Source organism: Serratia entomophila (assembly GCF_021462285.1).
Taxonomy (GTDB): domain Bacteria; phylum Pseudomonadota; class Gammaproteobacteria; order Enterobacterales; family Enterobacteriaceae; genus Serratia; species Serratia entomophila.
In genome coordinates this window covers 131,805-148,924 of the sequence record NZ_CP082787.1, presented here as the reverse complement: position 1 = coordinate 148,924, position 17,120 = coordinate 131,805, and the positions used below count along the sequence as shown (strand labels likewise).

Genomic DNA, 17,120 nt, shown 5'->3' with positions numbered 1-17,120 from the left:
GGATCCATGCTATCAATCCACAGCCGCTGTTGGCTATGCCGACAGCCATTGCGGCTTGCTTGCCACGGCATCTGCAGCAGCTGTCTGCGCCATCTGCCGGCCAGGCCGCCATGTTGCCCGCGCTGCGGCCTGCCCGCCGGTGCCCCGCATCTCCTTTGCGGGCGCTGCCTGCAACGGCCGCCGCCCTGGCAATGGCTGGTGTTCGCCGGCGACTATCGCCCGCCCTACAGCCAACTGGTCAAGAGGTTCAAATTCCAGCACGCGCCCGAGCTGGCGCCGACGCTGGCGCGCCTGATCCTGCTGAGCTGGCTGCAGGCGCACAGAGAGCAGAATCTGTACAGACCAGACCTGATTTTAGCGGTACCCTTGCAGGCTAAACGCTGCTGGCGGCGCGGCTATAATCAGAGCGATCTGTTGGCGCGGCCGCTGGCGCGCTGGCTGGGTTGCGCTTATCGGCCCGCCGCGCTGCGCCGGGTGCGTGCAACCGCTCCGCAGCAGTTGCTGAGCGCCGACGCGCGGCGGCGCAACCTGCGCGGCGCCTTCGATTGTCGCGAGCAGGTGGCCGGCCAGCATATCGCCCTGTTGGATGACGTGGTCACCACCGGCAGTACGGTGGCGGAAATCGCGACGCTGTTACATCGGCTGGGTGCCGCATCGCTGCAGATATGGTGCGTTTGCCGCACGTTGTAGTGCCACGGCAATGGGCGTATTATAACCGACTATAGAAGTCAACTATTGAGCTAATGCTATGATTCGTATAACAGATGCTGCACAGGAACACTTTGCCAAACTGCTGGCAAATCAAGAAGAAGGCACCCAAATCCGCGTGTTCGTGATCAACCCGGGCACGCCGACGGCCGAATGCGGTGTCTCTTATTGCCCGCCGGACGCGGTAGAAGCGACAGACACCGAACTGAAGTTCGAAAAACTGTCCGCCTATGTCGATGAACTGAGCGCGCCGTATCTGGACGACGCCGAAATCGACTTCGTGACCGATCAGCTGGGTTCGCAGCTGACGCTGAAGGCGCCTAACGCCAAAATGCGTAAGGTAGACGACAACGCGCCGCTGATGGAACGCGTTGAATACGTGCTGCAATCGCAGATCAACCCGCAGTTGGCCGGCCACGGCGGCCGCGTGACGCTGATGGAGATCACCGACGACAACCTGGCCATTCTGCAGTTCGGCGGCGGTTGCAACGGTTGCTCCATGGTCGACGTGACGCTGAAAGAAGGCATCGAAAAAGAGCTGCTGCAGAAGTTCCCAGAGCTGAAAGGCGTGCGCGATCTGACCGAGCACCAGCGCGGCGAGCACTCTTACTACTGATACCCTTCTTAATTTGGCGTTGCAGCCTGTTGGCTGCAGCGCCAATTAATGCGGCTATCCATCATTTGGATAGGCCAAAGTTCTCATCCTTCGCCTGAATACAGCGGCATCTCATCCTCACCCCACCGACACCTTGCGCCGCCGTTTGTCCAAATCCTTCAGCAGGCGATTGACCCGCGGGTCGGCGAACATTTCTTCCAGCGTATGGGTCAGCTTGCGCCGCCAGTTCGGGTACTGATCGCTGGTGCCCGGGATATTGACCGGGCTGGCCATGTCCAGCCAGTCCTCCGGCTGCAGGCCGAGCAACGCGCTGGCGCTGTCTGCGACGTAGCGCTGCAGCCCGCGGTTGAGCTGCGGGCTCATGCCGAGCAGGGAAGCCTTCTTGCCCACCTTCTGCGGCACGCAGCCGTAGCGATGCAACCCGTCCAACAGGCCCTGCTTGGCGCGTTCGCGATCGGCGAACAGCTCACGCAGGATCTCCGCATCCGGATACAGCCCCAGCTCATTGCCGAGCGTCAGATCGCCGCTCTGCCAATAGCCGCGCAGCGTCGGCAGATCGTGCGTGGTGATGGTCGCCATCGCCTGCACCGGATAAGCCTGCGGCGCACGGAAATGATTCTCCGCGTCGCGCTCAAAATACAGCACCTTATAGGAGTAGACGCCGCTGTCGCGCAGCTTGCCGACAATCTCCACCGGCACGGTGCCGAGATCCTCGCCAATCACCATGCAGCGGTGCCGCTGGCTTTCCAGCGCCAACACCGCCAGCAGATCGTCCACCGGGTATTTGACGTAGGCGCCGTGATCCGCCGTTTCGCCATAGGGGATCCACCACAGCCGCAGCAACGCCATCACGTGATCGATACGCAGCGCGCCGCAGCTGGTCATGTTGGCCCGCAGCAGATCGATAAACGGCTGGTAGCCGCGCGCCGCCATCACGTGCGGATCCATCGGCGGCAGCCCCCAGTTTTGCCCCAACGGCCCGAGAATATCCGGCGGGGCGCCGACCGAAGCCTTCAGGCAGTATAGTTCGCGATCGCACCAGGTTTCCGCACCGCCCTCCGCCACCCCGACCGCCAAATCACGGTACAGGCCAATCGGCATCTGCTGCCGCCGGCTTTGGCTGAAGCACTCGGCGAACTGGCTGGCCGCCAGCCACTGCAGCCACAGATAGAAACTCACTTCGTCCTGATGTTCCCGGCAAAACTGCAGCACCGCTTCATTCTGCCCCTGGCGATAGCGTTCCGGCCAGGCCGGCCAACCCCACAGGCTGCCGTCTCTCGCCGCCAGATGCGCATGCAGCGCATCGAACGCCGCCTGCTGCTGCAGGCTTTCGCCGCCGTCGACGACAAATTGCTCAAACGCCTGCCGCTGCGCATCGCCGGCTTTGCGCGCCAGGAACTCCGGGAACGCCAGCTTCAGCGCCGCCAGCTTAAGCTGCGTAACGGCGCCGTAATCCACCCAATCGGCGGCGCGCGCCTTGGCCAGCTGTTGCTGCGTCGCCGGCTTCAGCCACCATTGCTGCGCGGCCTTGCTGCGCTGGAATTCCTCCACCGCATTGACGTCGATATACACCAGGTTCAGCCAACGGCGCGACGATGGGCTGTACGGGCTGGCGCTTTCCGGATTGGCCGGATACAGCGCATGGATCGGGTTGAGGCCGACAAAAGCGCCGCCGCGTTCGCCGACCTGCTCCACCATCAGCCGCAGGTCGCCGAAATCGCCGATGCCCCAGTTGCGATCGGAACGCAGCGTATAGAGCTGAACGCAGGCCCCCCACAGCTTCTTGCCGGTCAGCAGCGCGTCCGGTTCAAAGCAGCGTTTGGGCGCGACGATCAGCCGGCACGGCCACCGTTGCTGCCCCTGGCTCAGCGTCAGTTGGTGATAGCCCGCCGGCAGGTCGCCTGGCAGCGTCAGGGTTTTGCGCGCATGAGCTTTCCCCTGCCGACGCCCGCCGTCTTCCAGCTGCAGCCCCCACAGATACTCGCCCTCCCCGCCCAACGGCAACGCCATCGGCGCCCCCTGATAAAACACCTTTACCGCCGGCAGCGGCGGCGGCGTCTTTTCCACCGGCCCCCCATCGCGGCCCATCGCCGCCAGCAGCTTACGCTTGGTTTCCAGCGGGCTCGCCTGCGGCTTGCCGTGGGCATTGATGTAGTCGGCAGCGATACCCGCCTGAGCGGCCGCCTGATCGATACGTTTGCGGTCCATTCGCTCTCCTTAACGCTTTGCTTGCCAGATGCGCTGCTGGTAGTCGCGGATCGAACGATCCGAACTGAACATGCCGACGCGTGCGGTGTTAAGGATAGTGCGGCGCGTCCATTCGTCCCGATCGCGATACAGTTGGTCTACCTGGCGTTGCGCCTGGCAGTAAGAGGCGAAGTCGGCCAGCACCAGGTACGGGTCGCCGCCTTCCAGCAGGCTGTGCAGCATCATGTCGAAAGCGTGCTTGTCGCCGTGGCTGAAGGCGCCGCTCGCCAGTTCGTCCAGGATCGCTTTCAGGTGTTTGTCTTTCTTGCGATAGCTGAGCGGGTCATACCCCTTCGCCAACAGCGCCTTCACCTGTTCGACGGTATTGCCGAAGATAAAGATGTTGTCTTCGCCCACCTGCTCGGCGATCTCGACGTTGGCGCCGTCCAGCGTGCCGACGGTCAGCGCGCCGTTCAGCGCCAGCTTCATGTTGCCGGTGCCGGAAGCCTCTTTGCCCGCGGTAGAAATCTGCTCGGAAATGTCCGCCGCCGGGATCATCAGCTCGGCCACGGACACCCGGTAGTCTGGGATAAACGCCACCTTCAGCCGATCCTTCACCAGCGGATCGTTGTTGATTTTCTCCGCCGCCTGATTGATGGCGTAAATGATGTTTTTCGCCAGATAGTAGCCCGGCGCCGCCTTGGCGCCGAACAGGAATACGCGCGGCACGATGTCGAGGTTCGGGTTGTCGCGCAGTTGGCGATACAGCGACAGAATGTGCAGCAGGTTCAGGTGCTGGCGTTTGTACTCGTGCAGGCGTTTAATCTGCACGTCGAAGATTGCGTCCGGGTTTAGCGTCAGCCCCATCACCCCGTGCACGTAGTTGGCCAGCGCCACCTTGTTGTCGCGTTTGATCTGCCGGTAGCGCTGGCGGAAAGCCGCGTCGTCGGCGTATTTCTCCAGCCCTTTCAGCGCGTCGAGATCGTTGGCCCACTCCACCTTCAGGGTTTCGTCGATCAGCCCGGACAACGCCGGGTTGCACTGCTTCAGCCAGCGGCGCGGCGTGATGCCGTTGGTGACGTTGTGAAACTTGTTCGGCCACAGCTGGTGATATTCCGGGAACAGATCCTTCACCACCAGATCCGAGTGCAGCTGCGCTACGCCGTTGACCGCAAAACCGCTGACCACGCACAGGTTGGCCATGCGCACCTGCTTGTTATGGTGCACCGCCAGCTTGGCCCATACCGCCTCGTCGCCCGGCCAGTGCTGCTCCACCAACTTTTTGAAGTTGGCGTTAATCTGTTTGATGATCGCGAAATGGCGCGGCAGCAGGCTGCGCACCAGCTTCTCGTCCCAGCACTCCAGCGCTTCCGGCATCAGGGTGTGGTTGGTGTAGGCAAAGGTGTTGCTGGTGATAGCCCAGGCGGCGTCCCAGCTCAGCTGATGCTCATCCAGCAGAATGCGCAGCATTTCCGGGATGGCGATGGTCGGGTGAGTGTCGTTCAGCTGGATCACTTCGTACTTCGGCAGGTCTTCAATCTTGCGGCCCGCCTGGTGATGCTTGCGCAGAATATCCGCCACCGAGCAGGCGCACTGGAAATACTGCTGCATCAGGCGCAGGCGTTTGCCGGCCTGATGGTTATCGTTCGGGTACAGCACCTTGGTCAGCTTGGCGGCATCGCAGCCCTGCTTCTCAGCCTGCAGGAACTTGCCGTCGTTGAAAGCGCCGAGATCAAACGGATGCTGATGGGTCGCCTGCCACAGGCGCAGCGGCTGGGTCACGCCGTTGCGAAAGCCCAGCACCGGCAGATCCCAGGCTTCGCCGCGCAGGGTGAACGCCGGGCGCCACTGCGCGCGGCCATCGGCCAGCTTCTCCAGTTTGCCGCCGATGCCCACGTCCACCGCCAGCGCGGCGTTGTGGCGGAACCATGGGTAGCTTTCACGCTGCCAGTTGTCCGGCGCCTCCTGCTGCTGGCCGCCGCTGAACGACTGGCGGAACAGCCCATACTGATAGTTCAGCCCGTAGCCGGTGGCCGGCTGCTCGACGGTAGCCATCGAATCGAGGAAACAGGCCGCCAAACGCCCCAGCCCGCCATTGCCCAACGCCGGGTCGGTTTCCTGCTCCAGCAGGTCCGCCAGTTTAACGTCCTGCTCCGCCAGCGCCTGTTCAACGGTGTCGTACCAGCCCAGGTTAATCAGGTTGTTCGCCGTCAGGCGGCCAATCAGAAACTCCATCGAGATGTAGTTCACGTGGCGCTGCGGCTTGGCGCTGCGGCTTGGCGCGGGCTGCGCGCTCAGCTGTTCGGCCAGCGCACTGCTTACCGCTTCCCACCATTGGTGCTGGGTCATCTGCTGTGCGGAACTGAGGCCGAACCGTTGCCACTGGCGGGTCAGTGCCGCCAGAAAAGCATCCTTTTTAAGCGTAGGCTGTGACATAAGGGAAACTCTCTATCCAGTAAGTGGGTCGTTTAATTGCCGTTATCGTGCCGGGGAGAAGACCGGGCGGCATCATCCCGCCTGGGGATTAGCTGGGGAGGAGGATTGGGGCGTAGCTGGAATTGTGATCTCAGGCACTTTTTGACTCCCTTGCAACGATGCAAAAAAGCCCACCGCCGGGTGCGGCGAGCACTGAGAACGCTACGGATGACGTTAGCATAGTTATTCGCACTGCTGAAGTTTTGTCCATGGCCGGAAATGCGATCCCGGCGACGGCGCGGCGAGCCGGCGCTAAACGTAAAAAAGTGTGATCGATAGCAACTTAACTCCAAGCCAATGCGGAAGCTTGTTGCAATACGTTTAACGTTGTCAGAACTTAGGGGGGCTATTAATTACGAACCATAAAATAATTAGCTCCATTCCGATCCCGGCGAGAGTCGCGATGATATGCACTCCTTCGGGCTGGCCTTAGGCGGCGGGAACCGCGATTTTCACCCTGGAATACTATGCTGATCCCATCAAAACTGAGCCGCCCGGTACGGCTGCAAAATACCGTGATCCGCGATCGCCTGCTGGCCAAACTGGCCAGCGCCGGCAACTATCGCCTGACACTGGTCAATTGCCCGGCGGGATACGGAAAAACCACGCTGGTCGCCCAATGGGCGGCCGGGAAAACCGACCTCGGCTGGTATTCGCTGGATGAAAGCGACAACCAGCCGGAGCGCTTCGCCAGCTACCTGATCGCCGCGCTGCAGCAGGCCAGCGGCGGCCACTGCGTGAAGAGCGAGGCGCTGAGCCAGAAGCATCAATACGCCAGCCTGTCGGCGCTGTTCGCCCAGCTGTTTATCGAGCTGTCCGACTGGCACCAGCCGCTGTACCTGGTGATTGACGACTACCATCTGATCACCAACGACGTCATTCACGAAGCCATGCGGTTTTTCCTGCGGCATCAGCCGGAAAACCTGACGCTGATCCTGCTGTCGCGTACCCTGCCGCCGCTCGGCATCGCCAACCTGCGGGTGCGCGATCAGCTGCTGGAAATGGGCACGCAGCAGCTGGCGTTCAACCATCAGGAAGCCAAACAGTTCTTCGACTGCCGGCTGGCGGCGCCGTTGGAGCAGCACGACAGCAGCCGCCTGTGCGACGAGGTCGAAGGCTGGGCCACCGCGCTGCAGCTGATCGCGTTGTCGGCCCGTCAGTCCGCCTCTTCCGCTCAGCTGTCGGCCAAACGGCTGGCGGGACTGAACGCCAGCCATTTATCGGATTACCTGGTGGACGAGGTGCTGGATCACGTCGACGCCGAAACGCGCGCTTTCCTGCTGCGCTGTTCGGTGCTGCGTTCGATGAACGATGCCCTGATCGTGCGCCTGACCGGCGAAGACAACGGCCAGCAACGGCTGGAAGAGCTGGAGCGCCAGGGGCTGTTCATCCACCGTATGGACGACACCGGCGAATGGTTCTGTTTCCATCCGCTGTTCGCCACCTTCCTGCGCCAACGTTGCCAATGGGAGCTGGCGCTGGAGCTGCCTGGGCTGCACCGCGCCGCCGCCGAAGGCTGGATGGCGCTGGGTTACCCGGCAGAGGCCATCCACCACGCGCTGGCGGCCAGCGACGTCAGCATGCTGCGCGACATCCTGCTGCAGCACGCCTGGTCGCTGTTCCACCACAGCGAACTGGCGCTGCTGGAAGAGTGCCTCAACGCCCTGCCGTATGAACGCCTGATCCAAAATCCCAAGCTGGCGCTGCTGCAGGCCTGGCTGGCGCAGAGCCAGCACCGCTACGGCGAAGTGAATACCCTGCTCGAGCGCGCCGAACGGACGATGCGCGAGCAGAAGATTGAAGTCGATCAAACGCTGCGCGCCGAGTTCGACGCCCTGCGCGCCCAGGTGGCGATCAACGCCGGCAAGCCGGAGGAAGCCGAACGCCTGGCGACCGAGGCGCTGAAGTTCCTGCCGCTGTCCAGCTATTACAGCCGCATCGTCGCCACCTCGGTGACCGGCGAAGTTCACCATTGCAAAGGCGAGCTGGCGCGCGCGCTGCCGATGATGCAGCAGACCGAACAGATGGCGCGCCGCCATCAGGCCTACCACTACGCGCTGTGGGCGCTGCTGCAGCAGAGCGAAATCCTGATAGCCCAGGGCTTCCTGCAGGCGGCCTACGAGACGCAGGACAAAGCGTTTGAACTGGTGCGCGAGCAGCACCTGGAACAGCTGCCGATGCATGAGTTCCTGCTGCGCATCCGCGCGCAGATCCTGTGGTCGTGGTCGCGTCTGGACGAGGCGGAAGACGCCGCGCGCGCCGGCCTGAAAATCCTCGCCAACTACCAGCCGCAGCAGCAGCTGCAGTGCATCGCCATGCTGGCGAAATGCTCGCTGGCGCGCGGCGATCTGGACAACGCCAACGCCCACCTGCAGCGCTGCGAAGCCTTGCTGCACGGCGCGCAATACCACCGCGACTGGCTGACCAATACCGACAAATCGCGGGTGATCCACTGGCAGATGACCGGCGACGCCGCCGCCGCCGCCCAGTGGCTGCGCCAGACCGAAAAACCCGGCATGGCGGACAACCATTTTACCCAGGGCCAGTGGCGCAATATCGCCCGGGTGCAGATCCTGCTCGGCCAGCATGAAGAGGCCGGGGTGGTGCTGGACGAACTGAACGAGAATGCCCGCAGGCTGCGGCTGATGAGCGATCTCAACCGCAACCTGCTGCTCAGCAACCAGCTCTATTGGCAACAAGATCGCAAGGGCGAAGCGCAGCAGGTGTTGATAGAGGCGCTGTCGCTGGCCAACCGCACGGGTTTTATCAGCCACTTCGTTATCGAGGGCGAAGCGATGGCGCAGCAGCTGCGCCAGCTGATCCAGCTCAATACGCTGCCGGAGCTGGAGCAGCATCGCGCCCAGCGCATTCTGCGCGACATCAACCAGCACCACCGGCACAAATTCGCCCATTTTGACGAGAACTTCGTCGATAAGCTGCTGACTCACCCGCAGGTGCCGGAACTGATTCGCACCAGCCCGCTGACCCAGCGCGAATGGCAAGTGCTGGGGCTGATCTATTCCGGCTACAGCAATGACCAGATCGCCGGCGAGCTGGATGTGGCGGCCACCACCATCAAGACCCATATCCGCAACCTGTACCAGAAGCTGGGCGTGGCCCACCGGCAGGAAGCGGTGCAACAGGCGCAGCAGCTGCTGAAAATGATGGGGTATGGCGCTTAAAAACCACAGCGTTGCTCTGGTCTTAATTGCCGCGGAATTGGCTACAATGGCGGCATTCCCCTATTACGAGGCAGTCGGAAGTCATGGAACAGTTTGAAGCGATCAACGTCGAGCAGGCGTACACCCGTTGGAAAGACGGCAGCGCCGCGCTGGTCGATATCCGCGATCCGCAGAGTTTTGAAGCCGGGCATACCCCGGGCGCCTTTCACCTCACCAACGCCAGCCTGCAGGCTTTTATGCAGCAGAACGACTTCGAGCGCCCGGTGATGGTGATGTGCTACCACGGCAACAGCAGCCGCAGCGCGGCGCAGTATCTGCTGCATCAGGGGTTCGACGCGGTCTACAGCATCGACGGCGGCTTTGAGGCCTGGGCGCGCCAGTACCCGCAGGACGTTGAAACCTCAGCCTGATCTTGCCCGCCGCTCGCCGGCGGGTATCTTTTCTTCGCCGCCGGCCGGCGTTTTTACCGGTTTTTCACGGATCCCTTGTTTGCGCTCAGGATTTCGACGCTATAATCGGCCGTCTGGGCCGTCGACGCCAAAGCGGCGGCTAAAATCATTCACTTAGACGGAAGAGCAATGGTTAGAGTAATCGCCGTATCCAACCCGCGCCTGGCGCTGGCCTTTGTCGACTATATGGCGACCCAGGGCATCCGGCTCGAGCTGCGCAACAGCGGCGAGGCGGCCGAAATCTGGCTGGCTGACGACGGCCATCTGGAGCAGGTGCAGCATGAGCTGCAGCAGTTCCTGGCCGATCCGCTCAACCGCCGTTATCAGGCCGCCAGCTGGCAGACCGGCCACACCGACGCCGGTCTGCACTATCAGGGCTATTCCTATCTGCATGCCCTGCGCAGCAAGGCCGGGCCGCTGACGCTGAGCGTGATGGTGCTGTGCATTGCGGTGTATATCCTGATGCAGCTGCTGGGCGACGACAAGGTGATGTACTGGCTGTCGTGGCCGCAGGACAGCAGCCAATACCTGCAGCTGTGGCGCTGGGTCAGCCATGCGTTTCTGCACTTCTCGCTGCTGCACATCGTCTTTAACCTGCTGTGGTGGTGGTACCTCGGCGGGCCAATGGAAAAGCGCCTCGGCGCCGGCAAGCTGTTCGTGCTGGCGGTGGTGTCGGCGTTCTTCAGCGGTTGGGCGCAGTCGTTGTTCAGCGGCGCGCTGTTCGGCGGCCTTTCCGGCGTGGTGTATGCGCTGATGGGCTACGCGTGGCTCTCGGGCGAACGGGCGCCGGAGCGCGGCCTGATGCTGCCGCGCGGCCTGATGGTGTTTTCGGTGCTGTGGCTGGTGGCCGGATATTTCGATATTTTAGGAATGTCGATCGCCAACGCGGCACACGTAGCCGGTTTAGTGTTAGGGTTATTGATGGCATTTTGGGACACGCGTCATCGAGCGCACAACGAACAATAACAGCCAGGACCTATGCCCACCGCTGGGTATACCGGGCGTTTTAGGGGATTATCGTGAAGCAAACACAGCGTCATGACGCAATTATCGAGCTGGTGCGCCTGCAGGGATACGTCAGTACGGAAGAGCTGGTGGAGCATTTTGACGTCAGCCCGCAGACGATCCGCCGCGACTTGAACGACCTGGCCGATCAGAACAAGATCCAGCGCCATCACGGCGGCGCCGCGCTGCCGTCCAGCTCGGTCAACGCCGCCTATAACGACCGCAAGGTGATGTGGTCGGAAGAGAAGGCCCGCATCGCCCAGCGCGTCGCCAGCCAGATCCCGGACGGCGCCACGCTGTTTATCGATATCGGCACCACGCCGGAAGCGGTGGCCCACGCGCTGATGAACCACAAGAACCTGCGCGTGGTGACCAACAACCTCAACGTCGCCACCCTGCTCACCGCCAAAGAGGACTTCCGCCTGATCCTGGCCGGCGGCGAAGTGCGCACCCGCGACGGCGGCATCATGGGCGAAGCCACGCTGGACTTTATCTCCCAGTTTCGGCTGGATTACGGCATTCTCGGCATCAGCGGCATCGATATGGACGGCTCGCTGCTCGAATTCGACTATCACGAAGTGCGCACCAAACGCGCAATTATCGAAAATTCCCGCTGCGTGATGCTGGTCACCGACCACTCCAAATTCGGCCGCAATGCGATGGTCAACCTGGGCAACATGAACCTGATCGATTATCTGTTCACCGATCAGCTGCCGCCGCCCAGCGTGATGAAAATCATCGAGCAGTACGACGTGCAGCTGGAGCTGTGCTGACCTTCCTCTAGCCTTCGGGGCGCAGCCCGCCGCGCCCGCGCCATGCTTCCCATGCCCGACGGGTTCAGCCTGCTGAACCCTCGATTGCCCGCGTCTTTATCCCTTCATTTTGTATAACTACTATCATCAAACTGTTACCTCTATCACGCCTAAATGTTTTTGTTTGGTTAAGTCTTGGCTTGTTTGTTGGTTTTTGATTACAATCATGAGCGAAAACGAACATGAAAGAGCTATTTCGAACATCTGGAGGAAGATGACGTGGAAACCAAAGACTTGATCGTTATCGGTGGCGGCATCAACGGTGCCGGCATCGCGGCGGATGCTGCCGGGCGCGGGCTGTCGGTACTGCTACTGGAAGCGCAAGACTTGGCCTGTGCTACGTCTTCCGCCAGTTCCAAACTGATCCACGGCGGCCTGCGCTACCTGGAACACTACGAATTCCGTCTGGTGAGCGAAGCGCTGGCCGAACGCGAAGTGCTGCTGAAGCTGGCGCCGCATATCGCGTTCCCGATGCGTTTCCGCCTGCCGCACCAGCCGCACCTGCGCCCGGCCTGGATGATCCGCATCGGCCTGTTCCTGTACGATCACCTGGGCAAACGCACCAGCCTGCCGGGCAGCAAGGGTTTGCGCTTTGGACCAGAATCGGTGCTGAAACCTGAACTGAAGCGCGGTTTCGAATATTCCGACTGCTGGGTCGACGATGCGCGCCTGGTGGTGCTGAACGCGCAGGAAGTGGAAAAACGCGGCGGCGAAGTGCGCACCCGCACCAAAGTGACCCGCGCATGGCGTGAAAATGGCCTGTGGATGGTGGAAGCGGTCGACGTCGACAGCGGCAAAACCTTTACCTGGCGCGCCAAGGGCCTGGTCAACGCCACCGGTCCGTGGGTGAAACACTTCTTCGACGACGGCCTGAAGCTGAAATCGCCTTACGGCATCCGCCTGATCAAGGGCAGCCATATCGTGGTGCCGCGCGTGCACGATCAGCCGCAGTCCTACATTCTGCAGAACGAAGACCACCGCATCGTGTTCGTGATCCCGTGGAACGACGAGTTCTCCATCATCGGCACCACCGACGTGGAATACCACGGCGATCCGAAAGACGTGAAGATCGACGAGAACGAAATCAACTACCTGCTGAAAGTGTACAACGATCACTTCAAGAAGCAGCTGGGCCGTGACGACATCGTCTGGACTTACTCCGGCGTGCGCCCGCTGTGCGACGACGAGTCCGACTCGCCGCAGGCGGTCACCCGCGACTATACGCTGGACGTGCACGACGAGCAGGGCAAAGCGCCGCTGCTGTCGGTGTTCGGCGGCAAGCTGACCACCTACCGCAAGCTGGCGGAGCATGCGATGGAAAAACTGGCGCACTACTACCCAGGCTGCGGCCCGGCGTGGACCAAAAACGGCACGCTGCCCGGTGGCGACATCGGTGGCGACCGCGACAGCTACGCCGCCAAGCTGCGCCGCGAGCACGGCTGGTTGCCGGAATCCCTGGCGCGCCGCTATGCCCGTACCTACGGCAGCCACAGCGAGCTGATCCTGGCCGGCGCCAACGCCCTCAGCGATTTGGGTGAAGAGTTCGGCCACGGCCTGTACGAAGCCGAACTGCGCTACCTGATCGACAAAGAGTGGGTGGTGGAGCTGGACGACGCCATCTGGCGCCGCACCAAGCTGGGCATGTGGCTGGACGACGCGCAGCAGGCGCGGGTGAAAACCTGGCTGGCGGAACACGCGAAAGCGAAAACGCTGTCGCTGGCTTCCTGAGCCGACGCATAAGAAAAAGGCCGCTTAAGCGGCCTTTTTTATTACAGTTTGATCGGCTTGATATGCCAGATTTCGTCCGCGTATTCCTGAATGGTGCGGTCGGAAGAGAAGTAGCCCATATTGGCGATATTCAGCACCGCCCGCCGCGTCCAGTCATCCTGATTGAGATAGACCTCGTCCACCTTGTCCTGGGTATCCACGTAGCTGCGGTAGTCGGCCAGCAGCTGATAGTGATCGCCCAGGTTCACCAGCGAATCGAACAGGTTGCTGTAGCGCTTCGGTTCTTCCGGGCTGAACGCCCCGGTGGCTATCTGGGTCAGCGCCAGATGCAGCTCGGGGTCCTGCTCGTAGTAAAGATGCGGGTTGTAGCCGTTGCGGCGCAGCGCCTCCACCTGCTCGGCGGTATTGCCGAAGATAAAGATGTTCTCCTCCCCCACGTGCTCGCGCATTTCGACGTTGGCGCCGTCCAGCGTGCCGATGGTCAGCGCGCCGTTCAGAGCGAACTTCATGTTGCTGGTGCCCGACGCCTCGGTGCCCGCCAGCGAGATCTGCTCCGAAAGATCCGCCGCCGGGATGATGATCTGCGCCAGGCTGACGCCGTAGTTGGGGATAAATACCACCTTCAGCTGGGTGTGCACGCGCGGATCGTTATTGATCACCTTGGCCACGTCGTTGATCAACCGGATGATCTGCTTGGCGGCGTAGTAGGCCGAAGCCGCCTTGCCGGCGAAGATCACCACCCGCGGCACCCGTTCGATATCCGGATCCTGCAGCAGGCGGTTATACAGCGTGATCACATGCAGCACGTTGAGCAACTGCCGTTTGTATTCGTGAATGCGTTTGATCTGCACGTCGAACAGCGCGTCCGGGTTGACCACCACGTTGAGCGTCTTGCCGATATAGGCCGCCAGCCGCTCCTTGTTCTGCCGCTTGGCCGCCTGCACCGCCTGCAGGAAGCTCGGGTAGTCAACGTTGGCCTTGATCTCGCTCAGCTGGCTGAGATCGGTGCGCCAGGTCTGGCCGATGCTGTCGTCCAGCACCGCCGCCAGCGGCGGGTTGGCCAGCCCCAGCCAGCGGCGCGGCGTTACGCCATTGGTTTTATTGCAGAAACGGTTGGGGAACAGCCGGGCGAAGTCGGCGAACAGCGACTGCACCATCAGTTCGGAATGCAGGGCAGAAACGCCGTTGACCTTGTGGCTGGCCACCACCGCCAGCCACGCCATGCGCACCCGGCGGCCGTTGGTTTCGTCGATGATCGACACCCGCGCCAACAGCTCGTTGTCGCCCGGCGCCACCTCCTGCACCTGCTTGAGGAAGTGGTCGTTGATCTCGAAAATCAGCTGCAGGTGGCGCGGCAGAATGCGGCCGATCATGTCCAGCGGCCAGGTTTCCAGCGCCTCGCTCATCAGCGTATGGTTGGTGTAGGAGAACACCTGCTCCACCACCGCCCAGGCGTCGAGCCAGCTGAACTTGTGTTCGTCGATCAGCCGGTGCATCAGCTCCGGAATCGACAGCACCGGGTGGGTATCGTTGAGGTGGATGGCGATTTTGTCCGCCAGATTGTCGAAGCTCTTGTGCATCGTCCAGTGGCGGTTGAGGATATCCTGCACCGTGGCCGACACCAGGAAATACTCCTGCCGCAGCCGCAGCTCGCGCCCGGAATAGGTCGAGTCGTCCGGGTACAGCACGCGGGATACGTTTTCCGAGTGGTTTTTATCCTCAACCGCCGCAAAGTAATCGCCCTGGTTGAATTTACCCAGGTTGATCTCGTTACTGGCCTGCGCGCTCCACAGCCGCAGGGTATTGGTCGCGTCGGTGTCGAAGCCGGGAATGACCTGATCGTAGGCGGTGGCCACGATCTCTTCGGTTTCCAGCCAGCGCGCCTTGGCGCCCTCTTGCTGCACGCGGCCGCCGAAGCGCACCTTGTAGCGGGTATTGTGGCGCGGGAACTCCCAGGGGTTGCCGTATTCCAGCCAATAGTCCGGCGACTCCATCTGTTGGCCGTTGACGATGTTCTGTTTGAACATGCCGTACTCATAGCGAATGCCGTAGCCGCGCCCCGGCAGCGCCAGCGTGGCCAGCGAATCCAGGAAGCAGGCCGCCAGCCGCCCCAGGCCGCCGTTGCCGAGGCCGGGATCGTTCTCTTCCTCCAGCAGTTCGGCCAGGCTTAGCCCCATTTCGTTCAGCGCCTCGTCGATATCCTGATAAATCCCCATCGACAGCAGCGCGTTCGACAGCGTGCGGCCAATCAGGAATTCCATCGACAGGTAATACACCTGCCGCACATCCTGCGACAGCTGGGCGCGATTGGAACGCAGCCAGCGCTCCACCATGCGATCGCGCACCGCGAACAGCACGGCGTTCAGCCAGTCATGCTGGTTGGCGATGGCCGGATCTTTGCCGACGATAAACATCAGCTTATAGGCGATGGAGTGTTTCAGCGCTTCAACACTGACCGTGGGTGAGGTGTAACTAATCGGTGAAGTCATAGTATTTCGATCCCAAGTGCGTGATTACAACAAGCGTTGATAGAGCGACAGGTATTCCTTTGCCGCCACCTGCCAGCCAAAATCCACGCCCATGGCGTGGCGCTGGACGTGACGCCAATGTTTAGGCCTGCTCCACAGCACCATCGCGCGCCGGATAGCGTTGCCCAGGGCGGTGGCGTCACAATCGTCAAACACAAATCCGCTGGCGGTGCCGTCGGCCAGATTTTCCAGCGCGCAGTCCACCACCGTATCGGCCAGCCCGCCGGTGCGCCGCACCAGCGGCAGCGTGCCGTATTTCAGGCCATAAAGCTGCGTCAGGCCGCAGGGCTCAAAGCGGCTCGGCACCAGGATCACGTCGGCGCCGCCGATGATGCGGTGCGAGAACGCCTCGTGGTAGCCAATTTGCACCCCCACCTGTTCCGGATAATCGGCGGCGGCAGCCAGAAACGCCTGCTGCAACACCGCGTCGCCGGCCCCCAGCAGCGCCAGTTGCCCGCCCTGTTCCAGCAGCGCCGGCAGCGCTTCCAGCACCAGATCCAGCCCTTTCTGGCTGGTCAGGCGGCTCACCACGGCAAACACCGGCAGCGATTCGTCCACCTTCAGCCCCATCGCTTTCTGCAGGTGCAACTTGTTTTTCACCTTGTTTTTCAAATCGTCGGCGTCGTAGCGCGCGGTCAACCGCGGATCGTGGGACGGATCCCAAATCTTGTCGTCCACACCGTTGAGAATGCCGCTCAGCCGCCCCTGGCGCTGGCGCTCCTGCAACAGCCCCTCCATGCCGTAGCCGAACTCCGGCCGGGTGATCTCGCGGGCGTAGGTCGGGCTGACGGCGGTGACGTGATCGGCATAAAACAGACCCGCCTTGAGGAACGACATCTGGCCATAGAACTCCAGCCCGTAGATGTTGTAGAACGACGGCGGCAGCCACAGTTCGGCGACGTGGTGGGCCGAGAACAGCCCCTGATAGGCCAGATTGTGCACGGTAAACACCGAACGCGCCGGATGGCCGTTGGCCGCCAGGTAGGCGCAGGCCAGCCCGGCGTGCCAGTCGTGCGCATGCACCACCTGCGGCCGCCAGTAGCGATCCAACCCCTTGGCCAGCTCGCAGGCCATCCAGCCCAGCAGCGCAAAGCGGCGGTGGTTGTCGGCGTAGGCGTACATCGATTGATCGTGATACGGGCTGCCCGGCCGGTCATACAGCCAGGGGGCGTCGATCAGATACACCCCCACGCCGTGATAGCTGCCGTAGCGCAGGCCGACCCGGCCGGCGAACGAATCGATTTCCGCCACCAGCACGGTGTCCGGTATGCCGTTGCGCACGTCAGGAAAAGCGGGCAATAACACCCGAACGTCGGCGCCTTCGGCAATTTGCGCCGCCGGCAAGGCACCCACCACGTCTGCGAGCCCACCCGTTTTCAACAGGGGGAACATTTCAGAACACACGTGTAAAACCTGCATTATCACTCCTG

At 62.0% G+C, this 17,120-nt stretch carries 11 protein-coding genes; 7 read left to right on the top strand and 4 right to left on the bottom strand.

Annotated elements, in window-relative coordinates; genetic code table 11:
• The first annotated feature begins 6 nt into the window (after positions 1-6).
• A complete protein-coding gene (gntX, locus tag KHA73_RS00590) occupies positions 7-690 on the top strand; it encodes a DNA utilization protein GntX (protein ID WP_234587422.1) in 684 nt (227 codons plus the stop codon).
• Between the two features lie 58 nt (positions 691-748).
• Positions 749-1,324 carry a Fe-S biogenesis protein NfuA gene (nfuA, locus tag KHA73_RS00585; RefSeq protein ID WP_061798998.1) on the top strand — a complete coding sequence of 192 codons (576 nt, stop codon included), beginning with the start codon at positions 749-751 and terminating at the stop codon, positions 1,322-1,324.
• Between the two features lie 117 nt (positions 1,325-1,441).
• Here nfuA and malQ read toward each other — a convergent pair whose 3' ends face one another.
• Positions 1,442-3,532, bottom strand: coding sequence for a 4-alpha-glucanotransferase (malQ, locus tag KHA73_RS00580; protein WP_234587420.1), 2,091 nt, complete (start codon positions 3,530-3,532; stop codon positions 1,442-1,444).
• 9 nt (positions 3,533-3,541) lie between these two features.
• Positions 3,542-5,947 carry a maltodextrin phosphorylase gene (gene malP / locus KHA73_RS00575; protein ID WP_234587418.1) on the bottom strand — a complete coding sequence of 802 codons (2,406 nt, stop codon included), beginning with the start codon at positions 5,945-5,947 and terminating at the stop codon, positions 3,542-3,544.
• 506 nt (positions 5,948-6,453) lie between these two features.
• On the opposite strand from malP, the gene malT reads away from it, so the two are divergent.
• The 5 genes from malT (at position 6,454) to glpD (ending at position 13,162) form a co-directional block, all read left to right on the top strand.
• Entirely contained in the window at positions 6,454-9,168 is a 2,715-nt protein-coding gene (malT, locus tag KHA73_RS00570; RefSeq protein WP_234587416.1) for an HTH-type transcriptional regulator MalT, read from the top strand.
• 83 nt (positions 9,169-9,251) lie between these two features.
• Positions 9,252-9,578 (top strand): thiosulfate sulfurtransferase GlpE, encoded by a 327-nt coding sequence (glpE, locus tag KHA73_RS00565; RefSeq protein WP_234587415.1) that lies wholly within the window; start codon positions 9,252-9,254, stop codon positions 9,576-9,578.
• Positions 9,579-9,746: 168 nt separating this feature from the next.
• Positions 9,747-10,583, top strand: a complete 837-nt coding sequence (glpG, locus tag KHA73_RS00560) for a rhomboid family intramembrane serine protease GlpG (RefSeq protein WP_234587414.1) — start codon at positions 9,747-9,749, stop codon at positions 10,581-10,583.
• 53 nt (positions 10,584-10,636) lie between these two features.
• Positions 10,637-11,395, top strand: a complete 759-nt coding sequence (locus KHA73_RS00555) for a DeoR/GlpR family transcriptional regulator (protein ID WP_004930797.1) — start codon at positions 10,637-10,639, stop codon at positions 11,393-11,395.
• A 258-nt stretch (positions 11,396-11,653) separates the two neighbouring features.
• Positions 11,654-13,162 (top strand): glycerol-3-phosphate dehydrogenase, encoded by a 1,509-nt coding sequence (gene glpD / locus KHA73_RS00550; protein ID WP_234587412.1) that lies wholly within the window; start codon positions 11,654-11,656, stop codon positions 13,160-13,162.
• Positions 13,163-13,203: 41 nt separating this feature from the next.
• Here glpD and glgP read toward each other — a convergent pair whose 3' ends face one another.
• Together glgP and glgA are read right to left on the bottom strand one after the other, a co-directional pair.
• A complete protein-coding gene (gene glgP / locus KHA73_RS00545; protein ID WP_234587410.1) occupies positions 13,204-15,651 on the bottom strand; it encodes a glycogen phosphorylase in 2,448 nt (815 codons plus the stop codon).
• Positions 15,652-15,675: 24 nt separating this feature from the next.
• Positions 15,676-17,109 carry a glycogen synthase GlgA gene (gene glgA, locus KHA73_RS00540; RefSeq protein ID WP_234587408.1) on the bottom strand — a complete coding sequence of 478 codons (1,434 nt, stop codon included), beginning with the start codon at positions 17,107-17,109 and terminating at the stop codon, positions 15,676-15,678.
• Positions 17,110-17,120 lie beyond the last annotated feature (11 nt).